Source organism: Streptosporangium sp. NPDC005286 (assembly GCF_040607515.1).
GTDB lineage: Bacteria > Actinomycetota > Actinomycetes > Streptosporangiales > Streptosporangiaceae > Streptosporangium.
The window spans coordinates 22538-43265 of sequence record NZ_JBEXGU010000070.1; the positions used below are offsets into that span (position 1 = coordinate 22538).

At 69.4% G+C, this 20728-nt stretch carries 19 protein-coding genes; 10 read left to right on the forward strand and 9 right to left on the reverse strand.

Going from position 1 to position 20728, the window contains the following annotated elements:
• Positions 1-40: 40 nt before the first annotated feature.
• Positions 41-601, reverse strand: coding sequence for a GNAT family N-acetyltransferase (locus ABZU75_RS24440; protein WP_355558381.1), 561 nt, complete (start codon positions 599-601; stop codon positions 41-43).
• Positions 602-658: 57 nt separating this feature from the next.
• Complete coding sequence (locus tag ABZU75_RS24445) at positions 659-985, reverse strand: SMR family transporter (RefSeq protein WP_355558384.1); 327 nt, start codon at positions 983-985, stop codon at positions 659-661.
• Between the two features lie 112 nt (positions 986-1097).
• Here ABZU75_RS24445 and ABZU75_RS24450 point away from each other — a divergent pair, with 112 nt between their 5' ends.
• Positions 1098-2060, forward strand: a complete 963-nt coding sequence (locus ABZU75_RS24450) for a radical SAM protein (RefSeq protein ID WP_355558387.1) — start codon at positions 1098-1100, stop codon at positions 2058-2060.
• A gap of 16 nt (positions 2061-2076) precedes the next feature.
• Here ABZU75_RS24450 and ABZU75_RS24455 read toward each other — a convergent pair whose 3' ends face one another.
• A complete protein-coding gene (locus ABZU75_RS24455; RefSeq protein ID WP_355558390.1) occupies positions 2077-2769 on the reverse strand; it encodes an HAD family hydrolase in 693 nt (230 codons plus the stop codon).
• 101 nt (positions 2770-2870) lie between these two features.
• On the reverse strand, positions 2871-4058 hold the full coding sequence (locus tag ABZU75_RS24460; protein ID WP_355558393.1) for an Ig-like domain-containing protein: 1188 nt from the start codon (positions 4056-4058) through the stop codon (positions 2871-2873).
• Positions 4059-4283: 225 nt separating this feature from the next.
• Here ABZU75_RS24460 and ABZU75_RS24465 point away from each other — a divergent pair, with 225 nt between their 5' ends.
• Positions 4284-4997 carry a helix-turn-helix domain-containing protein gene (locus ABZU75_RS24465; RefSeq protein WP_355558396.1) on the forward strand — a complete coding sequence of 238 codons (714 nt, stop codon included), beginning with the start codon at positions 4284-4286 and terminating at the stop codon, positions 4995-4997.
• Here the strand turns inward: ABZU75_RS24465 and ABZU75_RS24470 are convergent.
• Complete coding sequence (locus ABZU75_RS24470; protein ID WP_355558399.1) at positions 4994-7210, reverse strand: ATP-dependent RecD-like DNA helicase; 2217 nt, start codon at positions 7208-7210, stop codon at positions 4994-4996. The two genes, ABZU75_RS24465 and ABZU75_RS24470, sit on opposite strands and share 4 nt — an antisense overlap.
• Before the next feature lie 309 nt (positions 7211-7519).
• Here ABZU75_RS24470 and ABZU75_RS24475 point away from each other — a divergent pair, with 309 nt between their 5' ends.
• The 3 genes from ABZU75_RS24475 to ABZU75_RS24485 all read left to right on the forward strand — a co-directional run bounded on the left by ABZU75_RS24475 (position 7520) and on the right by ABZU75_RS24485 (position 10427).
• Positions 7520-8389, forward strand: a complete 870-nt coding sequence (locus tag ABZU75_RS24475) for a DUF4394 domain-containing protein (protein ID WP_355558402.1) — start codon at positions 7520-7522, stop codon at positions 8387-8389.
• 120 nt (positions 8390-8509) lie between these two features.
• A complete protein-coding gene (locus ABZU75_RS24480; protein WP_355558404.1) occupies positions 8510-8815 on the forward strand; it encodes a hypothetical protein in 306 nt (101 codons plus the stop codon).
• 61 nt (positions 8816-8876) lie between these two features.
• Positions 8877-10427 (forward strand): hypothetical protein, encoded by a 1551-nt coding sequence (locus ABZU75_RS24485; protein WP_355558407.1) that lies wholly within the window; start codon positions 8877-8879, stop codon positions 10425-10427.
• A 9-nt stretch (positions 10428-10436) separates the two neighbouring features.
• Here the strand turns inward: ABZU75_RS24485 and ABZU75_RS24490 are convergent, their stop codons facing one another.
• On the reverse strand, positions 10437-12728 hold the full coding sequence (locus ABZU75_RS24490) for a cellulose binding domain-containing protein (RefSeq protein ID WP_355558410.1): 2292 nt from the start codon (positions 12726-12728) through the stop codon (positions 10437-10439).
• A gap of 579 nt (positions 12729-13307) precedes the next feature.
• Between ABZU75_RS24490 and ABZU75_RS24495 the strand changes: the two genes are divergently transcribed.
• The 4 genes from ABZU75_RS24495 to ABZU75_RS24510 all read left to right on the forward strand — a co-directional run bounded on the left by ABZU75_RS24495 (position 13308) and on the right by ABZU75_RS24510 (position 16760).
• Positions 13308-13694, forward strand: coding sequence for a VOC family protein (locus ABZU75_RS24495; RefSeq protein ID WP_355558413.1), 387 nt, complete (start codon positions 13308-13310; stop codon positions 13692-13694).
• A gap of 312 nt (positions 13695-14006) precedes the next feature.
• Entirely contained in the window at positions 14007-14669 is a 663-nt protein-coding gene (locus ABZU75_RS24500; RefSeq protein ID WP_355558441.1) for a HEAT repeat domain-containing protein, read from the forward strand.
• Positions 14670-14675: 6 nt separating this feature from the next.
• The gene (locus ABZU75_RS24505; protein ID WP_355558416.1) at positions 14676-15680 is read left to right on the forward strand and encodes a HEAT repeat domain-containing protein; all 1005 of its coding nucleotides are present in this window, start codon (positions 14676-14678) and stop codon (positions 15678-15680) included.
• A gap of 342 nt (positions 15681-16022) precedes the next feature.
• Positions 16023-16760, forward strand: coding sequence for a sulfite exporter TauE/SafE family protein (locus tag ABZU75_RS24510; protein ID WP_355558419.1), 738 nt, complete (start codon positions 16023-16025; stop codon positions 16758-16760).
• A 237-nt stretch (positions 16761-16997) separates the two neighbouring features.
• Here the strand turns inward: ABZU75_RS24510 and ABZU75_RS24515 are convergent, their stop codons facing one another.
• The 3 genes from ABZU75_RS24515 to ABZU75_RS24525 all read right to left on the reverse strand — a co-directional run bounded on the left by ABZU75_RS24515 (position 16998) and on the right by ABZU75_RS24525 (position 19676).
• The gene (locus tag ABZU75_RS24515; protein ID WP_355558421.1) at positions 16998-17747 is read right to left on the reverse strand and encodes an SDR family oxidoreductase; all 750 of its coding nucleotides are present in this window, start codon (positions 17745-17747) and stop codon (positions 16998-17000) included.
• A gap of 16 nt (positions 17748-17763) precedes the next feature.
• A complete protein-coding gene (locus ABZU75_RS24520) occupies positions 17764-18648 on the reverse strand; it encodes an erythromycin esterase family protein (RefSeq protein WP_355558424.1) in 885 nt (294 codons plus the stop codon).
• 503 nt (positions 18649-19151) lie between these two features.
• Positions 19152-19676, reverse strand: a complete 525-nt coding sequence (locus ABZU75_RS24525) for a nitroreductase/quinone reductase family protein (protein WP_355558427.1) — start codon at positions 19674-19676, stop codon at positions 19152-19154.
• 162 nt (positions 19677-19838) lie between these two features.
• On the opposite strand from ABZU75_RS24525, the gene ABZU75_RS24530 reads away from it, so the two are divergent.
• Positions 19839-20495 (forward strand): TetR family transcriptional regulator, encoded by a 657-nt coding sequence (locus tag ABZU75_RS24530; protein WP_355558429.1) that lies wholly within the window; start codon positions 19839-19841, stop codon positions 20493-20495.
• The last annotated feature ends 233 nt before the right edge of the window (positions 20496-20728 follow it).

Sequence of the window (20728 nt, forward strand, 5' to 3'; positions counted from 1 at the left end):
GCCCTGCGAAGGGGCGTTCTTCAACTAAAGGCGGTGGGCGTCACTGCCGGGCGCGCCACTCCCGCCGCAGGATCGCGTAGTCGAGCTCGCTGGTCCATTCGCCCTTGACCATCTCGTTGTCGACCAGGTGTGCCTCGCGGCGCATGCCCAGTTTCTCCAGCACGCGGGCCGAGGCCTCGTTGCGGGCGTCCAGGCGTCCGATGATCCGGTTCAGGTCAAGGCCGTCGAATCCCAGTTCCAGCAGGGCCAGGCCCGTCTCGGTGGCGTACCCCTTGCCGTGGTGGGCGGGGTGGAAGACGTAGCCGATCTCCCCGCTGCGGTGGGCGAGGCTGTGCCAGATCAGCATGCCGTCGCCGATCAGCTCGCCGGTGGCGGCCAGTTCCACCGCCAGTGTCAGGATCTGTCCCTCCTCGAGCAGCTCCGTTTGGGTGATCTTGGTTTGCAGTGCCTCGCCGGTCTGCTCCCGGTTGCGCGGTTCCCAGTACAGGTAGCGGGTCACCTGTGGCAGTGACTGGATGGCGTGCAGGGCGTCGAGGTCGGCCGGGGTGTAGGGGCGCAGGATCAGGCGGTCGGTCCGGATGGGGTAGGTGGGTTTCAGCACCGGGCCAGGGTAGGCCAGGTGCCCCCTGGCGGGCGAGGCGTTATTTCCGGCCGGGTGTCAGTGGGGGCTGCCGGCCAGGTTGAGTACCACGACTCCGCCGATGATCAGGACGATGCCCGCGATCTTGGCCAGGCTGATCGTCTCGCCGAGGAACAGTACGCCGATCGCGGCGATGGCCGCGGTGCCGGCTCCGGCCCAGATCGCGTAGGCGGTGCCGACCTCCAGTTGCAGTTTCAGCGCCTGGGCCAGCAGGATGAAGGCGGTGGCGTAGCCGGCGACGACCAGGGCGGCCCAGCCTTTGTGGGCGAAGCCGTCGCTCAGTTTGAGCGCGGTGGTCGCCACGATCTCGGCGATGATCGCCCCAGCCAGGATCAACCACGCCATGACCACTCCCCCAAAATCTGTACGAACGTATCATTTCATCCGGTCGGCGGTGCCCGCGCCGCGTCCGGAGTCCACTTGCGAGCGGTGTCGAAAGCGTGTTCCACTGAGCCGTATGCGATGGGACGCGCCTTCCCTGCTCGCCGTGCCGCCCGATGCCAGGCCGCGGATCGAGCGCTCCGCGCTGGTCAGGGTGCACGGGGCGCTGACCTGCTACGAGGTGCAGGCGCGCACCGCGCTGGAGCGCACGCCCGAGGGATGGAGCCTCAGCCCGTACCGGGGGTGCGCCCAGGCCTGCCGCTACTGCTCGGTGCGCCGGGGGCATCGCTATCTGGGGCTGGACGCCGGCGGTGACTTCGATTCGCGGATCGTGGTGCGTACCAACATCGTGCGGCGGTTGCGCGCGGAGCTGGCCTCGCGCTGGGACGGCGAGCATGTCACGGTGGGAGTGGGCGGTGACTGCTACCAGGGTGCCGAGGACATCTACCGGTTGATGCCCGGCCTGGTCACCGCGTTGCGCGAGGCCGGGGCGCCGTTCACCGTGCACACCAAGAGCCGGCTGATCCTGCGCGACGCCGATCTGCTGGCCGCCACTCCGGGGGCGGGGGTGGTCGTCTCGATCGCCTTCGTCGACGACCGGATCCGCCGCAGTGTGGAGCCCGGCGCCCACAGCGCGCAAAAGCGCCTGGAGCTGGTGGCCGAGCTGAACGAGCGGGGGGTGGCGTGCGGGGTGGCGATGGCGCCGATCCTGCCGCTGCTGACCGACTCCCCCGACCAGCTCGCGGCCACCGTGCGCCGGGTCGCCGACGCCGGGGCCGTCAGCCTGGTCCCGCACGTGCTGCGCCTGCCTCCGGGTGCCCGTGAGTGGTATCTGGCCTGGCTGGGTGAGCACCATCCGGCGCTGGCACCCCGCTACGGCGAGCTGTACGCCAGAAGTGCCGATGCCGAGGCCGGCTACGTGCGCCGCGTCACCGACCAGGTCCTGCACCTGGCCGCCCGTTACGGCATGGGTCCGGTGCGGCCCGAGCAGCCCCTGCCGCTGGCGCTGCCCCGCCAGGCCCAGCTCACCTTGCTCTAGCCTTCCCGGTGCGGGATCAGAAGTGATCGAGCAGGTCGGGAAATCTGCTCAGTCGCAGTACCCGCTCGTCGCCGGGGTCCAGCTCGCTCTGCTCCAGCGCCCAGGTGTGGTCGTTGGGGATGAAGACGGCGTTCATGCCCGCCTGCCGGGCGGGGAGGATGTCGGACTTCGGGGAGTTGCCGATCATCCAGGTCGTCGCGGGTGCCAGCGCGTGCTCGCGGGTGAGCCACCGGTAGGTGGTGACGTCCTTTTCCGCCACGATGTGCACGTCGCGGAAGTGGTGGGCCAGCTGTGAGGCCTCCAGCTTGCGCCGCTGTTCGTCCAGGGCGCCCTTGGTGAGCAGCAGCAGCTCGTGCCGCTCGCCCAGGGCGGTGAGTGTCTCGGCGACGCCGGGGACGAGTTCCACGCGGCGCTGCAGGAGGGTCAGTGCCAGCTCGTCGATGTGGCGGCGTTCCTGCGCGGTCGCCGGCCGCTCGCGCAGTCGTTCGAAGCATTCGCCGAGGCTGCGCAGGAACATCGTGCTGCCGTAGCCGTGGGTGACGGCGTTGGCGGCCTGAATGTCGTCGAGGACGGCGCGGATCCGGGCCCGTTCCAGGGTCGGATGCGCCAGCCAGTCGAGAAAGTCCTCGACGACGCGCTCGAAAAGTACGTTGTTCTCCCAGAGCGTGTCGTCGGCGTCGAAGATGAGGACCTGCCGGTGGAGTCGCAAACCCGTTCCTTTGCTGGAGTTCTCATCGGCCGCCGGCGCCACCGTCGTATCCGGGGCACGCGGTGGCGTCGGCGGCGCCGGTGCGGGGTCGGTCCGCGAGGTCAGGCCAGGGCGCTGCCCTTCTTCCACTGCGTGTACGGCATCTGCCAGAAGCCCCAGCCGTTGTTCCACTCCATCTCGCGGTCGGTGCCCGTGATGGTGATCACGTCGCCGCGCTGGACCTGGTCGTAGTACCACTTGGCCTGGTCGGGGCGGGAGTTGATGCAGCCGTGGCTGACGTTTCGGCGTCCCTGGGCCCAGACGTTGTTCAGCGCGTGCACGTACTCGCCGCTGTTGGAGAAGCGGACCGCGTGGTTGATCATCAGGTCGTAGTAGCCGGGATCGCCCTTCTTGCGGCCGGGGGAGATCATGCGTTCGGGGTTGGCCTTGCCCATCGCCAGGTGGATGCCGCTGGTGGTGGTGTACTCGCGGGTGCTGGCGTTGCCCGCGCTGATCAGCATGGTCTGCACGACCTTGCCGTCACGCTTGACGATCATCTTGTGCTTGCGGGTGTCGACCGTGGCGATCTGGGCCGCGCCGATGTGGATGACCTTGGTCATGTCCTTGACGCCGTACATGTCCTTGCCGCCCTGGACGCCCTTGAGGCGGGCGGTGAAGGTCACCTTCTGGTGGGGCTGCCAGAATTTCGCGGTGCGGTAGATCACGGTCGTGTCGTTGATCCAGCGCCAGGCTCCCTGGGAGGGTTTCTCCGAGGTGACCTTCAGCGCCTTTTCCACCCCGGCCTTGTTGGCGATCTGCTGGTTGAAGGTGACGATGATCGGCGCCCCCACGCCGACCTTCTCCCCCTTGATCGCCGGGGTCACGTCCGCGACCTCGAGTTCACGCTCGGGCTTGAGCGTCCGGAAGGAACTGCTGGCGGTCGTGCCGTCCACCGCGCGCGCCGAGACGGTGTAGTCGCTGGCGGGAATCATGGGGGTGGTGGAGATCCACTTGGTGCGCTCGGCGTCGAAGTCGCCCTCCAGCACCTGGCCGCCGGTTTCGACGGTGACCTCCTCCAGCGCGCCGCTGGAGGCGCTGACGACGACCTTCCTGTTCGGGCGCACGGTCTTGCTGCCCTCGGCGGGGCTGATCCTTATCTCCGGCGCGGCCGGGGTACTGGGCGCCTCGGCGCCCGGCCCGGCTACGGGAGCCTTCGCGTCCGCCCCGGTAGAGCAGGCGGTGGCCAGCACCGCCGCGGTCGCCAGGGCCAGAGCGGCCAGTGGCGTCCTGTGGCGTTCCACGGTCAGCACAATTTCTCTCCCCCACTACAGCAAACTGCCCTTAAAAACACTAATAGGAGATGCATGGTGACTGTGCATGGTTGCGACCGGTTTGGTAACGTTTCGGTCTCTTCCTAAAGTAGGAAAAATCCCGACCGGGAGTCAGGTGTGGGCGGCCTGGCCACGGCGGGGCCCGGAGCCGGAAAGAGGGAGGCTTCGGCCGGCGCCGAAGCGTCCCGGGCCGATGATGGGCACATGACTCTCACTCCCCCGGTCCCGCTCGCCGCGCTGGCCGCCCTGCTCGCCGACGGCACGCGCGCCAGGTTCTGCCTGGCGCTGCTGGACGGGCGCGCCTGGAGCGCCGGAGAGCTGGCCGCCCACGCCGGCGTGGCGGCCTCGACCGCCAGCGAGCACCTGTCGCAGCTCATCGGCGGCGGGTTGCTGACCGAGGAGCGGCAGGGACGCCACCGGTACGTGCGCCTGGCCGGGCCGGGCGTGGCCCAGCTCATCGAGGACCTGGCCGCCCACGCCGGCGCCGATGCCGGTGCGCGGCCGGCCACGCTGCGCGCCGCGAGCGCCACCCGGGCGCTGGCGGCCGCCCGCACCTGCTACGACCACCTGGCCGGGCGGCTCGGAGTGATGATCACCGACGCGCTCGTCGCGCGCCGCCTGCTGCGCCAGGACGCCGGTTTCGCGCTCAGCGACGCCGGGCTGTCATGGTTCGCCACCGAGCTGGAGGTCTGCCTGCCGGTCGGCGGGCGCCGCCTGCTGGCCCGGCCCTGCCTGGACTGGACCGAGCGCCGCCACCACCTGGCCGGCACCGCCGGGGCCGTGCTCTGCGCGACCGCGCTGGAGCGCGGCTGGATCAGCCGGATCGGCTCGGGACGCGCCCTGGCCGTCACCGCCGCCGGGCAGGAGGCCCTGGCCCGCTTGCTGGGCGTCACCGGCCTGGCGGAAACCGCCCCCTAGGACCGGCGCAGGCGGTGGGTGAGGCTGGTGTGGCGGCGCCCGGCGCCGCGGGTGCGCACCGCCTGGGCCAGCGCGCGGCGGGAGCCGACGATGACGACGAGCTTCTTGGCCCGGGTGATCGCGGTGTAGATCAGGTTGCGCTGGAGCATCATCCACGCGCTGGTGGCCAGCGGGATCACCACCGCCGGGTACTCGCTGCCCTGGGAGCGGTGGATCGACACCGCGTAGGCGTGGGCCAGCTCGTCCAGTTCGTCGAAGGCGTACTCGACGTTCTCGTCCTCGTCGGTCAGCACGGTCAGCTTGTGCTCGTCGGGCTTGATGTCGACGACCAGGCCCACGGTGCCGTTGAACACCCCGGCGGCGCCCTTTTCGTAGTTGTTGCGCAGCTGGGTGACCTTGTCGCCGACCCGGAAGACCCGCCCGCCGTAGCGGCGCTCGGGCATGCCCTCGCGCGAGGGGGTCAGCGCCTCCTGCAGCACGTGGTTGAGGTTGCCCGCCCCGGCCGCGCCCCGGTGCATCGGGGCCAGCACCTGCACGTCGCGGCGTGGGTTGAGGCCGAACCTGCGCGGGATGCGGTTGGTGACCACGTCCACGGTCAGCGCCGCGATCTCCTCGGGTTCCTCGCACGGGAACAGGAAGAAGTCGCTCATGCCCTCCAGCGCCGGGTGCAGGCCGGTGTTGACCCGGTGGGCGTTGACGACGACGCCGGACTCCTGGGCCTGGCGGAAGATGTGGGTCAGCCGTACCCGGGGGATCTCCTTCTCGGCGGCCAGCAGATCGCGCAACACCTCGCCGGCGCCGACCGAGGGCAGCTGGTCGACGTCGCCCACGAAAAGCAGGTGCGTGCCCGGGGCGATGGCCTTGACCAGCTTGTTGGCCAGCAGCAGGTCCAGCATCGAGGCCTCGTCGACCACGACCAGGTCGGCGTCCAGGGGGTTGTCACGATCGAAGGTGGCATCCCCGCCGGGGCGTAGCTGCAGCAGCCGGTGCACGGTGGTGGCCTCGTGGCCGGTCAGCTCCGCCAGGCGCTTGGCCGCCCTGCCGGTGGGCGCGGCCAGGATCACCTTGGCCTTCTTGGCCCGGGCCAGGGTGACGATGGAGCGCACGGTGAAGCTCTTGCCGCAGCCCGGGCCTCCGGTCAGCACCGCGACCTTCTGCGTCAGCGCCAGCCGCACCGAGTGGGCCTGTTCTTCGGCGAGGTCGGCACCGGTCTGGGTGCGCAGCCATTTGAGCGCGACGTCCCAGTCGACGGAGCCGAAGACCCCCAGCCGGTCGTGCTCGCAGGTCAGCAGGGTGCGCAGGGCACCCGCCAGGGACAGCTCGGCGCGATGGAAGGGCACCAGGTAGACCGCGGGGACGGTGCCGTCGCCGACCGGGATCTCCTCGGCGACCACGCCTTCTTCGGCGATGAGCTCCTGCAGGCAGCGCGTGGTCAGCTCGGCGGCGACCTCCAGGATCTTCACCGCGTCGGCGACGAGGTTGGGCGCCGGAAGGTAGCAGTGACCGTCGTCGGCGGCCTGGGAAAGGGTGTAGCGCAGGCCCGCCTTGACGCGCTCGGGACTGTCATGAGGGATGCCCACGGCCTGGGCGATGGTGTCGGCGGTCTTGAAACCGATGCCCCACACGTCGTCGGCCAGCCGGTAGGGCTCGCTTTTGACGACGGTGATGGAGTTGTCGCCGTACTGCTTGAAGATCCGGACCGCGATCGAGGTGGACACGCCGACCCCCTGCAGGAAGATCATCACCTCTTTGATGATCTTCTGTTCCTCCCAGGCGACACCGATCATCTTGGTCCGCTTGGGGCCGAGGCCGGGGACCTCGACCAGCCGCTCGGGGGTGGTCTCGATGACCTCCAGGGTCTCGACGCCGAAGTGCTCGACGATCCGCTCGGCCATCCTCGGCCCGATGCCCTTGATCAGCCCGGAGCCCAGGTAGCGCCGGATGCCCTGCACGGTGGCGGGCAGCACGGTGGCGTAGGACCACACCTCGAACTGCTTGCCGTACTTGGGGTGGGAGGTCCAGCGCCCGGTCAGCCGCAGTGACTCGCCGGGCTGGGCTCCCAGCAGCGGCCCGACCACGGTCAGCAGGTCGCTGGAGCGATCGACGGCCACCCTGGCGATGGTGTAGCCGCTCTCCTCGTTGGCATAGGTGATGCGTTCGAGCACGGCCTCCAGCACGCTGCCGGGAGTGGGGGACGCCGGAGGGGTGTTCATGGCGGGTATTGTGCCGCAGCCGACCTTCGGCTCCAAGCCGGGCTCACCCGGCGACGGCTGCCCCGGGCAGCTGGTTTCGGATTCGCCCCCGCCCCCGCCCGCCCGTGTACCGGGACCGCCGGATGCGAGGTTTCGCTGGTTTCGCCGGGCCTGGTACACGGGCGGGCGAGGTGAATCGCGGACACGCCGGTGTCTCCTCCCCTCTTCGCGGGCCAGATGGGCACCGTGTGTGATGGAGTCTCTCCGATCCGTAACGGCTTTGCCGCCGAAGTCCGGGGCTCACGGCACCCGGCTGCGAAGGAGAGGCACATGCGAAGGACACTCACCGCCCTGATGATGGTGCTGGGCACGGTGGCGACAGCCGGCGCCGCGGCCCCGCCGGCCGCCGGGCGGCCCGGCATCGACGTCATCGGGCTGACCGGAGACCAGCGTCTGGTGGGCTTTGCGATCCGCTCCCCCGGCCGCACGCGTGACCTGGGCAGGATCCGCGGGCTCGACGGCGACACCCGGCTGGTGGGCATCGACTACCGCGTGCAGAACGGCAGGCTGTACGGCGTCGGAGACTGGGGCGGCGTCTACACGCTCAGCGGCCCGGCCAAGGCGGTCAAGGTCTCCCAGCTGACCGTGGCGCTGAGGGGCTACCACTTCGGCGTCGACTTCAGTCCCGCGGCCAACCGGCTGCGTGTGATCAGCGACACCGGGCAGAACCTGCGGCACAACCTTGACGACCCCACGGGCGGCCCGGCCGCCGGGCAGACCGTGGCCGACCGTACGCTGACCCTCCCGCCCGTCCCGCCTGCCGTGGTGGGAACGGTCGCGACCGGTGTGTCGGGTGCCGGATACACCAACAACGACCTCAGCCCGGACACCGCCACGACGCTCTTCGGCGTGAACACCACCACCGGCCAGGTGAGCCTGCAGTCGCCCGCGGGAGCGGGCACCCTGGTGCAGACCGGCAGCCTGCGGGTGGCCGCGAGCGGCGCGGCGGGTTTCGACGTCTACAGCTCGCTGCGCGACGGAGTCACCGTCTCCAACAGCGCCTTCGCCGCGCTGAAGGTCGCCGGCCGCTACGGGTTCTACGGCATCAACCTGCTCACCGGCGCCGTCAACTACAACTACGGCGCCTTTCCCGCCAACCGCCAGGTCCTCGACATCGCCATCCGGCTCGACCGTGGCTGAGGACGGCCAACAACCTGCCGCCGACCGGCCGAGGTCACTCGCGGTGACCTGTGCGGGCCGTCTCCTCGCGAGGGCCGGTCAGTCGAGGACGCGGGTGCGGTCGGTGTTCCAGGAGCCGGTGTGTTCGGCGCCCGGGAACTCCTCATAGCGCAGCGGCCGGCCGAACCGGAGCGCCGCACCGGCACCGTGCTGTCGTCGCCGCCGTGGAAGAGCGGTGTCGGCGGTCTGGCCGCCGGTGGATTGTCGATCGCCTTGAGCCGGTCGAAGTCCACACTCGCCCGCCAGTTGACGAACAGCTCCGCCACCGGTGCCTGGAGCACACCGTGCGGGCGCAGGGCCGCTGCCGGGCCGGGGTCCATGCTCCCCGGCGGCGCCGACGGTTTCCGCGATCTTGGGTCTTCCCAGCGCCGCATCGGGACGGTATGACGGGGAGGCGCCGTATGCCGGGGGTGGGACGGCCGGTGAACGTCACGACGGGGAGGCCGGCATGACCGTACAGGTGATCATCGAGGCGGTCGGCCGGGCGGAGCTTGCCGCCGAGCGGGTGCGCGAGGTGGCCGCGGCGCACCCCGACGTGCGCGAGCACCTGCGGGTCGCCGACGCCGCAGGGCTGATCGTGGGCCCGGCGGTGGCGCTCGGCCACGATCCAGATGAGAACGCCTCGTTTCGGGCAGCGGTGTTCGATCCGGTCTCCAACCGGGGGGTCGAGCTGCGCGGCACTCTGGACCGGCCCGAGGGGGCGCAGGTGCTGCCCAGCGCCTACCGGCCCAACCCGCGCCCCGAGGAGCTGCGGGCCGCGGCGGCGATCCTGCGGGCCGAGGAGCGCTTCCCCGCCGGAGACGACGTGCTGATCTACCAGCCCATGCCGCCCCTGGCCGATCTGGACAACCCCGACGGCACCACCACCCGCCGCCCCACCTTGGGCATCTACCACCCCTCGGGGGAGACCAGGCACCGCATCGTGGCCGTGGACATCGCCACCGGCGACGTCGACTGGTCCCCCGCCGGTGTCAGTGTCGCGATGCACCCCGGCGACTGTGAGTCGCACCTGCCGGTGGGGGTGGAGAGCCTGCGCGACCAGGGCGGCCCCGACCAGGTGCGGCTGCGCGTCGTCGACGGCGGCACCGAGCTGTGGAGCATGGTCGTGGTGCGGCCCCGGGCCTCCTCGCCGGCCAACCCCGGCGACGGCTCCGGGGTCGAGCTGAGGCAGGTGCGCTACCGGGGCAGGCTCGTGCTGCGCCAGGCGCACGTGCCGATCCTCAACGTCCAGTACGAGGAGGACGGCGTCACCTACCGCGACTGGCAGAACCAGGAGACCCGTTTCTCCGCCACCGGCACCGACCCGGTGGGCTGGGGGTGGCGGATCTGCTCGGAGCCTCCGCGCACCATCCTGGAGCGGGGCGACAACGACGCCGGCAACTTCCAGGGCGTGGCCTTCCACCACACGGGCGGTGAGCTGCGCATCGTCAGCGAGCTGGCGGCCGGCTGGTACCGCTACGCCTCGGAGTGGCGCCTGAGCGACGAGGGCACGATCAGGCCGCGCTTCGGCTTCGCCGGGGTGCGCAACCCGCGCACCTGCATGCGCCACCGCCACCACGTCTACTGGCGTTTCGACTTCGACGTGGAGGGCTCGGCCAACGACGTGATCGAGCAGTTCGACGACACCGGCTCGACCGTGCCCCGGCCGGTGACGATCGTGCGGGAGGTCGCCAGAAGAAGGCGTCCTCCCGCACTGTTCTGGCAGGTCACCGACAAGACCAGCGGCCGGGGGTGGCGGATACACCCCGGCGAGCACGACAACACCGCAGACCCCTACGGTGTCGCCGACCTGTGGTTCCTGCGCCACCACCCGGCCGAGCTCTACGACGGCAACCCCGGCTCCGACAACCGGGCGATGCTGAACCGCTTCGTCAACGGCGAGAGCGTCAGCGCCACCAACGTCGTCGTCTGGTACGCCGGGCACTTCCGGCACGACCAGAACGAACCCGACCTCCATCAGGGGCACGTCGTCGGCCCCGATCTGGTCCCGCTCCTTTGAGCCCTTCCCTCAGCGCACGTAGACGTTGGGCCTGGGCGGGGCCGACATGCCCGAGCCGATGAAGAAGCTCGGATGCGGCGGCTGGTTGTAGGCGGTGTTCTGCCAGGCGATCGCGGTCCGGTACTGGGTGTCGTGCATCAGGGTGTGGATCCGCCGGTCGGTGACGGCGGTGGTGGTGTAGATCCGCAGCGCGGTGTTGTCGGAGGTGGCCCAGATGACCTCCTCGCGCCAGTCGCCCAGCAGGTCACCCGAGAGTGCCGGGGTGGCCTTGGTGCCGTTGTTGGAGTGCACCCCGCCGGCGGTCAGCAGGCGGGTCTCACCGCTCGTGCCATACTTGTCGATCTTGGTGGCGTCCAGCAGCTCCCGTACCGGGTCGGCGTCCCACCAGGCCAGGAAGTTCGTCGAGGAGGGTTTGCGGCCCACGATCTGGCCGGAGGTGTTGAAGATACCGTCCCCGCCGGAGGCCGACCACGACTCGGCTCCGGCGCTGCCGGACCAGATGTCGGCCGACACGCCCCGGCCGTTGTCGCCGGCCGAGCCGGTCTGCCACAGGATCTGCCCGGTGCGGGCGTCGGCCATCCACGAGCTGGGCTTGGAGGCATCCTCGTCGACCTTGAACACCTCCAGGCCGCTCCTTGCCGGGTTGAGATCGCCGACGTGCAACGCGTCCCCGTGGCCGAGGCCGGTGTTCCACAGGACCGTGCCGTTGTCGTTGAGGGTCATCGCCCCGTAGACGATCTCATCCTTGCCGTCGGCGTCGACGTCGGCGACCGAGAGCTGGTGGTTGCCCTGCCCGGTGTAGGCCGATCCCGCGCTGTTGGAGTCGAACTTCCAGCGCTGGGTCAGCGAGCCGTTACGGAAGTCCCAGGCCACCACGACGGTACGGGTGTAGTAGCCGCGGGCCATGATCAGGCTCGGCCGGGTGCCGTCCAGGTAGGCGGTCCCGGCCAGGAACCGGTCGACCCGGTTGCCGTAGGAGTCACCCCAGGCCGAGACCGTGCCGCGGGGCGGGTCGTAGTTGACCGTGGACAGCGCCGCGCCGTTCTGCCCGTTGAACATGGTCAGGTACTCGGGGCCGGACAGGATGTATCCGGAGGAGTTGCGGTAGTCGGCGGAGGAGCTGCCGATCACGGTGCCGGTGCCGTCCACCGTGCCGTCGGCGGTCTTCATCGCGACCTCGGCCCGGCCGTCACCGTCGTAGTCGTAGACCTGGAACTGCGTGTAGTGCGCGCCCGCGCGGATGTTGCGCCCGAGGTTGATGCGCCACATCCGTCCGCCTCCCAGCCGGTAGGCGTCGATGTAGACGTTGCCGGTGTAGCCGGACTGGGAGTTGTCCTTGGCGTTGGTGGGCTCCCACTTGAGGATCACCTCGTGGCGGCCGTCGCCGTCGAGGTCGCCCACGCTGGCGTCGTTGGCGGCGTAGGTGTAGGCGACGCCGTCGGGTGTGGTCCCGCCGGAGGGGGGCTGGATCGCCACGTCGAGGTAGTCGCCGCCGGAAAAGCGCAGGGAGGATTCGGAGGCGGCCTGCTCGGTGCCGCCGGCCACCGCTCGCACGGTGTAGGAGGCGTCGGCCGCGGCGCCGGAGTCGAAGTAGTTGGTGGAGGCGGTGATGGGCGAGGTGTTCACCTTGGTCGAGCCCCGGTAGAGGTTGAAGGCCACGTCCGCCGGGTCGGTGCCCAGCAGGCGCCAGGCGACGAAGTTGCCGCTGCCGGAGCGGGCGCTGATCAGCCCGCGGTCGAGGTCCTCGACCTGCCGGGCGCCGGCGGACGGAGTGGGGGTCACCGTGGGAGTGGGCGTGGGAGTGGGCGTGGGAGTGGGCGTGGGAGTGGGCGTGGGAGTCGGGGTGACCGTCGGGGTCGGGGTCGGGCCGGTCGAGCCGGTGCAGGCGACGCCGTTGAGCGTGAACACCGCCGGCGCCGGGTTGGCGGAGTTGTTCCAGGAGGCGTTGAAACCAAAGGAGACGGTGGCGCCGGTGGCGATCGCGGCGTTGTAGCCGGCGTCGGTGGCGCTCACCTGGGTGCCGCTCTGGGTGACGGTGGAGTTCCAGGCCTGGGTCACCTGCTGCCCGGCGGCGAAACTCCAGTTCAGGGTCCAGCCGTTGACCGGGTCACCGAGGTTGGTGAGCGCCACGTTGCCGGTGAAGCCTCCCGACCACTGGGTGGACACCGAGTAGTCGACGCGGCAGCCGGCCGCCGCGGCCTGGGCGACCAGGACCGGAGCCAGGCTCGCGGCGAGCGCGAGCGCGGCCGCCGAGCAGATCACGCGCAGGCGGCGCGGGGGCGGTGGTGATGATCGGGACATGCTCTCCCCTTGTGGTTGAGCGGATACGGGTTTGGAAAGCGCTTTCAGAACCTTCATCACATACCGAAAATCCCCTCCCGGAGCCATCGGGGATGCCGTGGCCTCGGTGCTCAAAGAGGTTCCGGCGCCCGCCGCATCCCTTTCCACCTGCGGCTACCAGGCGCCGGCGAGACGCGGTCCGGCGCCCCTGTGCCCGGTGGCGACTGAAACTTTCACCTGTGCCCGCCCGTGGAGCCCGATACGCCTGCGGGAATTCACCGGAATTACAGCGTGGAGGCCCTGTCGTTCACGGCGGGGAGGAAACGCAGGAAAACGGTGCCGCCCGGTAGCGTCACGCTGCCGACGACGCGGCCTGAACCGTTGAATCCATCGACGGCGAGGAGCTGCAAGCTCGGCCTCTTCAGGGCCGAGAAGTTGACGATGTGTGCTCATAGGCTCTGCGTGGGGCGAGCGCACGGGCCGTACGGCTGTGCTCGTGGCCATCCGAAACGCACACCACGCGCGGCCTACCTCGCTGTCGAACACTGCGATTAGCGTGTGGCCTTTGGCGGATCCGCTACTTGACCGGGAGGTCCTGACATGACCAGTAAGTTCACCGACCTTGCGATCGACTGTGCCGATCCCAATGGTCTCGCCCGGTTCTGGTGCTCGGTCCTTGGCTACGAGGTGCAAGAAGAAGACGATGGAATTGTCACAATTGGCTCCCCTATGGTGCCTGAAGGCAAGAACCACCTTGGCCCAGTGCCACCGACGTTGACATTCGCGCGCGTGCCCGAGGGCAAGACCGTCAAGAACAGGCTCCACCTCGACGTCAACCCAACCGACAGGGAGCAAGACGAAGAGGTCCGTCGCCTGCTCGACCTAGGTGCTCGACACGCCGACGTCGGCCAAGGCGATGAGAGCTGGGTCGTACTCGCCGACCCGGAGGGGAACGAGTTCTGCGTCCTTGCGGGCCGCCGCCCCTGATCGGAGGCCGCACACCACGCCATGCACTGTACGGTCAAAGCAAACGATCTTGTAGATGCGGTGATCGACTGTGCCGGGGGGCGGGGAGGACGCCGAAGGCTGAGTGCCTGTGCCACAACTCGTGATTCGTGACGTTGCGTGATGTCGGCGTACACGTGAACGTGCCTCATAACGTCACGCACGTCTCGGCTGACTTGACAAGCACCGAACTCGGTGGACAGAGGGTGCCTGATGATCTCGCGGCGTGACCCCGCTTGACCTTGACACGGTGACAAGGTCTTCACTGTTGCCAAGGAGGTGGTCCCGATGACCATGCAGAAACTGGACACGGATACGATTCGAGCTTTCCAGGGGCTGGAGGACAGCCGCTCGCCAGTGCGGCTGCGGGCAGCGCTAGCGGTCGGCACGACCCCTGACCCGCGGTTCATCGACAAGCTCATCGAACGATGCGCGATCGAACCCGACTTCTACGTGCGCGACATGCTTACGTGGGCACTCACCCGCCACTCAGCATCAATGACGGTCCCAGAGCTTCTCAAGGAACTCCGCTCGGAGCGTGCGCAGGCACGAAGTCAGGCGTTGCACACGCTGTCCAAGATCGGGGATCGGCAAGCGTGGCCGGCGATCACACGGGCGCTTCTGTCCGACGCCGACGATGAGGTGGCGCGGAGCGCTTGGCGGGCAGCGGTCGTGCTCGTGCCCGAAGGTGAAGAGCCCGAGTTGGCCGCAGTGTTGTCGACACAGCTCGGGCGCGGCGAACGTGAGACGCAGCTGAGCCTCAGCCGGGCGCTGGTGGCGCTCGGTGAGGTGATTGTGCCCACGCTGAGCGTTGCGATGACGGATCTCGACCCGCGCGTGCGCGCGCACGCGATCGCCACGGAACGGCTGTTGGGCGACCCGGATGCCGGATTCGAGTTCGCGATCGAGGAGGCCAAGCGCGTGGTAGCCCTCGGCAGTACCAGCAAGGAGGGGTGATGGGCCGTGTTGATCGGTGATGTGGCACGACGGTCCGGGGTCAGCGCCCGCATGCTCAGGCATTACGACTCGCTCGGCCTGGTGCGGCCAACGGGTCGTAGCGGCGCAGGCTATCGGGAGTACTCCAGCGAGGACGTTCGGCGGATCTTTCATATCGAGAGCCTGCGGTCCTTGGGGTTGTCGCTGCGTGAAGTCGGGCGCGCGCTCGATGATCCCGGCTTCACGCCCTCGGAGCTCGTCGACGACCTCATCCGCCAGACGCGAGAACGCATTGCGGCTGAAACGGAGTTGCTCACGCGCCTGCGCCGGATCGACGCCGTAGGACCCGCCGGCTGGGAGGACGTCCTCCAGATCGTCGCACTCCTGCAGGCGTTGGGGTCAAAGAGCGCCGGGAAGCGCCAGCGCGCGGCCTTGTCCTCGGTCGACGAGGCGCCGATGCCGGTGGAAGCGCTGGTCGAGGCAGCGCTGAGCGAGACGGACCCGAACGTCGCCGGAGCCCTTCGATGGGCGTTGGCGCGGTCGGGCGATGACGGCTTGGCGCTGCTGGCGGAGGGCCTCGGCTCACCGGTGGCCGAGGTGCGGAAACGTGCCGTCCAGTCCATCGTCGAGATTCCGAACGGTGAGGCGACCGCACTGCTGCAGGACGCCCTCGCGAACCCCGACATCGTGGTCCGCAGGTATGCGGCTCTGGCGCTCGGGGCACGTGGAGTAGCCGACGCGGTCCCGACGCTCATCGATATGGTCGTCGAGGGGACGAATGACGTCGATGCAGCCGATGCGCTGAGCGCGCTGGCGAGTCGTCCCGCGTTGGCGGATCAGACCGCTACCAGGCTCGTTGATCGCCTCGCCCACGGCAGCGTTGAATCGTCTGCACGTCGACGGCTGGCACAGGCGCTCGCGGATATCCCGGGAATCACAGCATCACGTGCCCTCGCAGATCTGTCACATGACGAAGACCGTGCCGTTGCGCTTACCGCGACCTACATTCTCGGGATACGCAACGCACGATAACGGATCTCTCCTGGGGTGCTGTGTGCGTGGGGCCGGCGTGCACGGCCCGGAACGCCATCGGCCCCCCTCTGAACGACAATCAGCTCAGAGCGTTGCGGCCACCACTGACAGTCGAGACCGCCAGATTCGGACGGACGGCCGGAAGCCGACAGCCACTTCCCCCCGGGTCGAGCGGAGGACGCGGCCCACCCGGCGGACGCGACCGAAAGGCTTGCGTGACCAGTACCGGGCATCCAGACGGGGGGCCAGCCGAAGACTCCGTCGGCCTGCGCATCATGTACCGTCGCCTCTGACCTCTCACATCCGGTACGCCCCCTTCGTGCCCTGTTTCCGGCGAGGCCGATGCTCTCCCTTGACGCCGTCCAGTGGGTGGTGCTGCTGGCCGCCCTGTTCCTTGTGGGCTTCTCCAAGACCGGCGTCTCCGGAGCGGGGACGGTGGCGATCGCCCTGTTCGCGCTCGTGCTGCCGACCAGGCAGTCCACGGGCATGCTGCTGCCGCTACTGCTCGTCGGCGACGTGGTCGCGGTGTTCTCCTACCGCCGCCATGCCGACTGGCCCAGGCTGATCAGGCTCTTTCCGTGGGTCGCCCTGGGCGTGGTCGCCGGCGCGTTCGTGGTGCGCTGGGTCGACGACGCGCAGATGAGACGGCTGATCGGCGTGATCCTGGTGGTGATCGTCGTCGTGCACCTGTGGAACCGGCGCCGGGCGCAGGAGGACTCCCTCGCCCACCACCGCCCCGTGGCGGCCCTGGCGGGCGTCCTGGCCGGCTTCGCCACCATGACGGCCAACGCCGCGGGGCCCATCATGGCCGTCTATCTCCTGGCGGCGGGCCTGCCGATGCTGGGTTTCCTGGGGACCAGCGCGTGGTTCTTCCTGACGATCAACGCCTTCAAGGTGCCGTTCAGCGTCGCGCTCGGCCTGATCACCCCGGCCACCCTCCTGTTCGCCGCACTGGGCACCCCCGCGGTGCTGGCCGGGGCCGCGGCCGGGCGTGCCGTGATCGGCCGGATCGACCGGACACTCTTCGAACGCATCACGCTGGGGCTCACCCTGCTCGCCGCGGTGCGCCTGCTGCTCTGACGTCCCGGATGACGCTTGGATCAGTGCCCGGTGGGAGGCGGCCGGCGCCGATGGCCTGCTGCACTACACCCACCAGAGCACCATCACCAAGCCGCAGCTGGGCGACCAGGCCGACCAGACCTGGTGTTTGACCGTTTCGACCAATGCTGTCATCACGTGGACCACGGAGCACTACTCGCCGGCGGTACGAGGGCCGTCTGGGCGTTCACATGGGTGGGGCGGTCCCGTCGTGACCCGTCACAGCAGGGTTCCTCCTGAGGCGTCCAGCCAGTGCCCGGTCACCCAGCGGCTGTCGTCGGAGGCCAGGAAGGCCACTGCGTCGGCGACGTCCCCGGGGGTGCCCACGCGGCCCATGGGCGACAGCGACGACAGCCAGGCCAGCGCGTCCCCGACGAGCCTGCCCTGGTGCATGTCGGTGTCGATGACGCCGGGTGCCACGGTGTTGACGGTGATCGCGCGCGGTCCGAGTTGCTTGGCGAGCGTCGAGGTGAGCACATCGAGCGCGCCCTTGGACATGGCGTAGCCGATGGACTGGGGCATGGCCGAGCCGCGGGTCAGCATCGTGGAGATGTTGATGATCCGGCCGCCGTCGTGCAGCCGCGGCAGCGCGAGCTTGGTGACGAAGAACGGGGCGGTGGTGTTGACGGCGAAGATCCGCTCGAACTGCTGCCTGGTCACGTGCTCGATGCCGGGCTCGTCGTTGAGGATGCCCGCGTTGTTGACCAGGATGTCCAGTCCGTCGGCGCGCGCGTCGAAGGCGGCCCAGAGGTGTTCGGCGTCGCCGGGCGTGCCCAGTTCGGCCTGCAAGGTGAAGGCCTGCCCGCCTGCCGCCTCGATCGCGGCGACCGTTTCCTTGGCGGCTTGCTCGTTGCCGCCGTAGTGGACGGCGACGCGGGCGCCGTCGCGGGCCAGGCGCAGGGCGATGGCCCGGCCGATTCCCCTGCTCGCGCCGGTGACGAGGGCGGTCTTGCCGTGGAGAGTGTTCATGGCGCCTCCTGCTTTGTCAGATGGAGATGAGGTGAACGGGGGTCACCCGCCGGTGATGTGCGACGAGGTCGAACCAGCCGCCGAACGTTCCGCCGGACAGGTGTTCTGTGGGGTCTTGGGCGGGGCCGATCAGCCGGGTTCTGGCCGGGGCCTGCAGCCAGGCGCGTACCGGTTCAGGGCCGGGCGTGCGCAGGTCGAGCAGGAACGCGTCCAGGCCGGCGGCGCTCAACGGCGTCTCGGCGAAGTCCGCCGGCGGGCTGGGTACCGATTGGGGCAGCGCGCCGCAGGTGAAGGTCAGGCCGATGGACAGGTAGCCGGGCCCGAAGCGCGCACGCAGGTGGCCACCCAGATGGCCGGGAGAGTTGATCGTGTGGGCGATACCGCCCCAATAGACGATCTTGTGTCCTGAGCGTTCGTGCCACCAGATCACATCATCGGCCAGGCGCTCTTCCAGGTTCTCGCGGGTCGGCGGAGCCGGTCTGGCAGGCTCGGGCAGCCTGGCGAAACGGACGTGGTCGTGCGGGTGCCGCTCGTTGTGAGCGCGCATCCATGAGACGACACCGAGGATTTCTTCCGTCCGCCAGAACGGCCGCGCCCGTGCCAGCAGCGCCCGCGGATCGCCGCGTCCGGTCCGTACGTACGCATCCAGCCCGACACGTGCCGGGTCGTCACCTTCGAGAGCAAGGGAGCGGAATCCCTGTTCCTCGACCAGGGAACGCAGGATCCGGTGGGTGATGGCCGACAGTTCATGGGCCTGGCGTGTCGAAGCGCCCACAGCCACGATGGCGGCCCCGGCGGCCATGTCCCGCAGCGGCCCCAGGTCGTCGAGGGGGGCCTGGGGATCCAGCGTGGCCAGTGGGCGAGCGTTCCGCTTGATCCACTGAGCTACGGTCTCGTTCACTGCAGCCTTCTTTTTTGGGGTGGGGACGGGCGTTCAGGTGGTGTAGGGGCGGGCTGTCCCGCACGCTGCCGACGATCACTGCAAGCTGGAGGGGCTCTTCGGGCACGACAGTTTCTCCGCTGGTCACAAGGGATATGCGGCGTCCTTCGGACGCCCCGGCAGAACCAGGCTCGTTGTTAAACCAAGGTTTAAGTCAAGCCAGGTTGGCCGTATGCCGGATTCCGACGCGATCGTCACGGAGCCGACCAGATGACGCGCACGGCCTGCGCGAGCGAGTGCTCTGGCGGATGACCTACGAAACCGCCGCGCGCGAAGGAGATCCTCACCCTGAACGTGGAAGACCTGGACAGCGAGTGCCGCGCACGCGGGGGAATCCTCGGTGCGCCTCAACCTCGGGTGCCACCGGGTCGGGGCGCCTCCTCCCCCTACGAGGCTCACGCACCACATGCCGGGTCGGTCCCGGGCTCCGGTGCGGCATGGGGGGCGCGCGGGATGGGGCAGGGCTATCGGCCAGAACCGGGCGGGGATGCCGACCGGTCGGGCGTGATGCGGAAGACCGGGTACTGCGCGGCGATCTGCTCGAACTCCTCCAGCGGTGCCTGCGGGTCCACCGGGATGTGGGTGCGGCCTCCCGGCGAGCGGGCCAGGTAGCGGCGCAGGATGGGTGCACGGGCTCCGGGATCGACTTCGTCCAGGCGCACCGCCTCGCTGCGGCCGTGCCGCAGCACCGCCCGCCCTTCGGCCGCGCGGACGTTGTGCACCCAGTTGGTGTTCTGGCCGAGCATCGCCACCAGGTAGCGCTCGCCCTGGTGGTCCGCGACGACCAGGGGGAAGGAGATGACGCGGCCGGTACGCCGGCCCGGCACCTGCAGGGTCACCATCCGGTCCGGCTGCAGCACCCCGGCCGCGAACACGGTGGCCCAGACCCGGTTGATCGCCCGCGCGAGGCGGTTGGGCCGACCGCCGCGATACAGCCAGTGGTCCAAGCGGTGCAGGCGCGTGGGTTCGGCCCTCTCGTCGTGTCTCATGTCTGGTGCCCCCTTGTGGATCTGGTCTTGCCGGGATGACCGCGATGCGTGCCTCCCAGCGGAAACGGTCGCCTAATCAGCTACCGAACTGCCCTGTACATCGTTCATGAACGTTGTACATGTACGTTGCTTAGGAGATCCTGTGCCGCGTATAGTTGTCAAGTGGCTCCCGAGAAACTGACCCGCCAGGCCGTCATTGAGCAGGCGTTGAAGCTCGCCGACACCGACGGGCTTCAGGCGGTAACCATCCGTCGGCTCGCCGCCGAGCTCGGCGTCACGCCGACGGCGCTGTACTGGCATGTCAAGAACAAGGACGAGCTGCTCTCCGCGCTCGCCGACCACCTGCTCGCGGCGCTCGTCGCCGACGTGGACCCGAACCGTCCTTGGAGCCAGCGCCTGCGCGCGATGATCACTGCGCTGGTGGAGCAGACTCGCGCGCACCCATACCTGTCCACCCTGCTGCCGATGATCGACAAGAGTGCGGCCGAGGAATACCGTCGGGCCACTGACACCGCGATCGGGCTGCTCACCGAGGCCGGGTTCACGCTCCAGGAAGCCGACCAGGTGGCCACCTACCTCCTCCTGGGGGCCGCGGCGATGGTGTCCTGTCAGCCCGGCGGCGTGGGAAGCAACGAGGAGGAGGCCACGGAGCTCAGGCGGCAACATCGCCTCGACCTGGAACGCCTGCCTCCCGGTCGTTACCCCCACCTGGCCGCCTTCGCCGCCACCCTCTCCACTCCCCCTGACCTTGACGCCTACTACTCCTTCGGCATCGACCTCCTACTGTCCGCGGTGAAGGCCACGGCCCCGAACGGATGAGGAGTTTCCGGCCTTCGCCCCCCTCCAGGCCGCCCGGTGACCGCACCCGCTCACGAGATCGGCCACATTGGCCTCGACCCGGTACCCGGCCTGAGGGTCTGCCGCGAGTTCGGATCTTCAGCGTGATCTGGCGAGGAGCCCCGGGCGTTCATGCCCGGGAGGAATCGCTTCCCGGTCCTGGGGTTGTGAACGTCTGGTCGTTAGTCCGGGCGTTTCTGGTTTTCGATGTACTC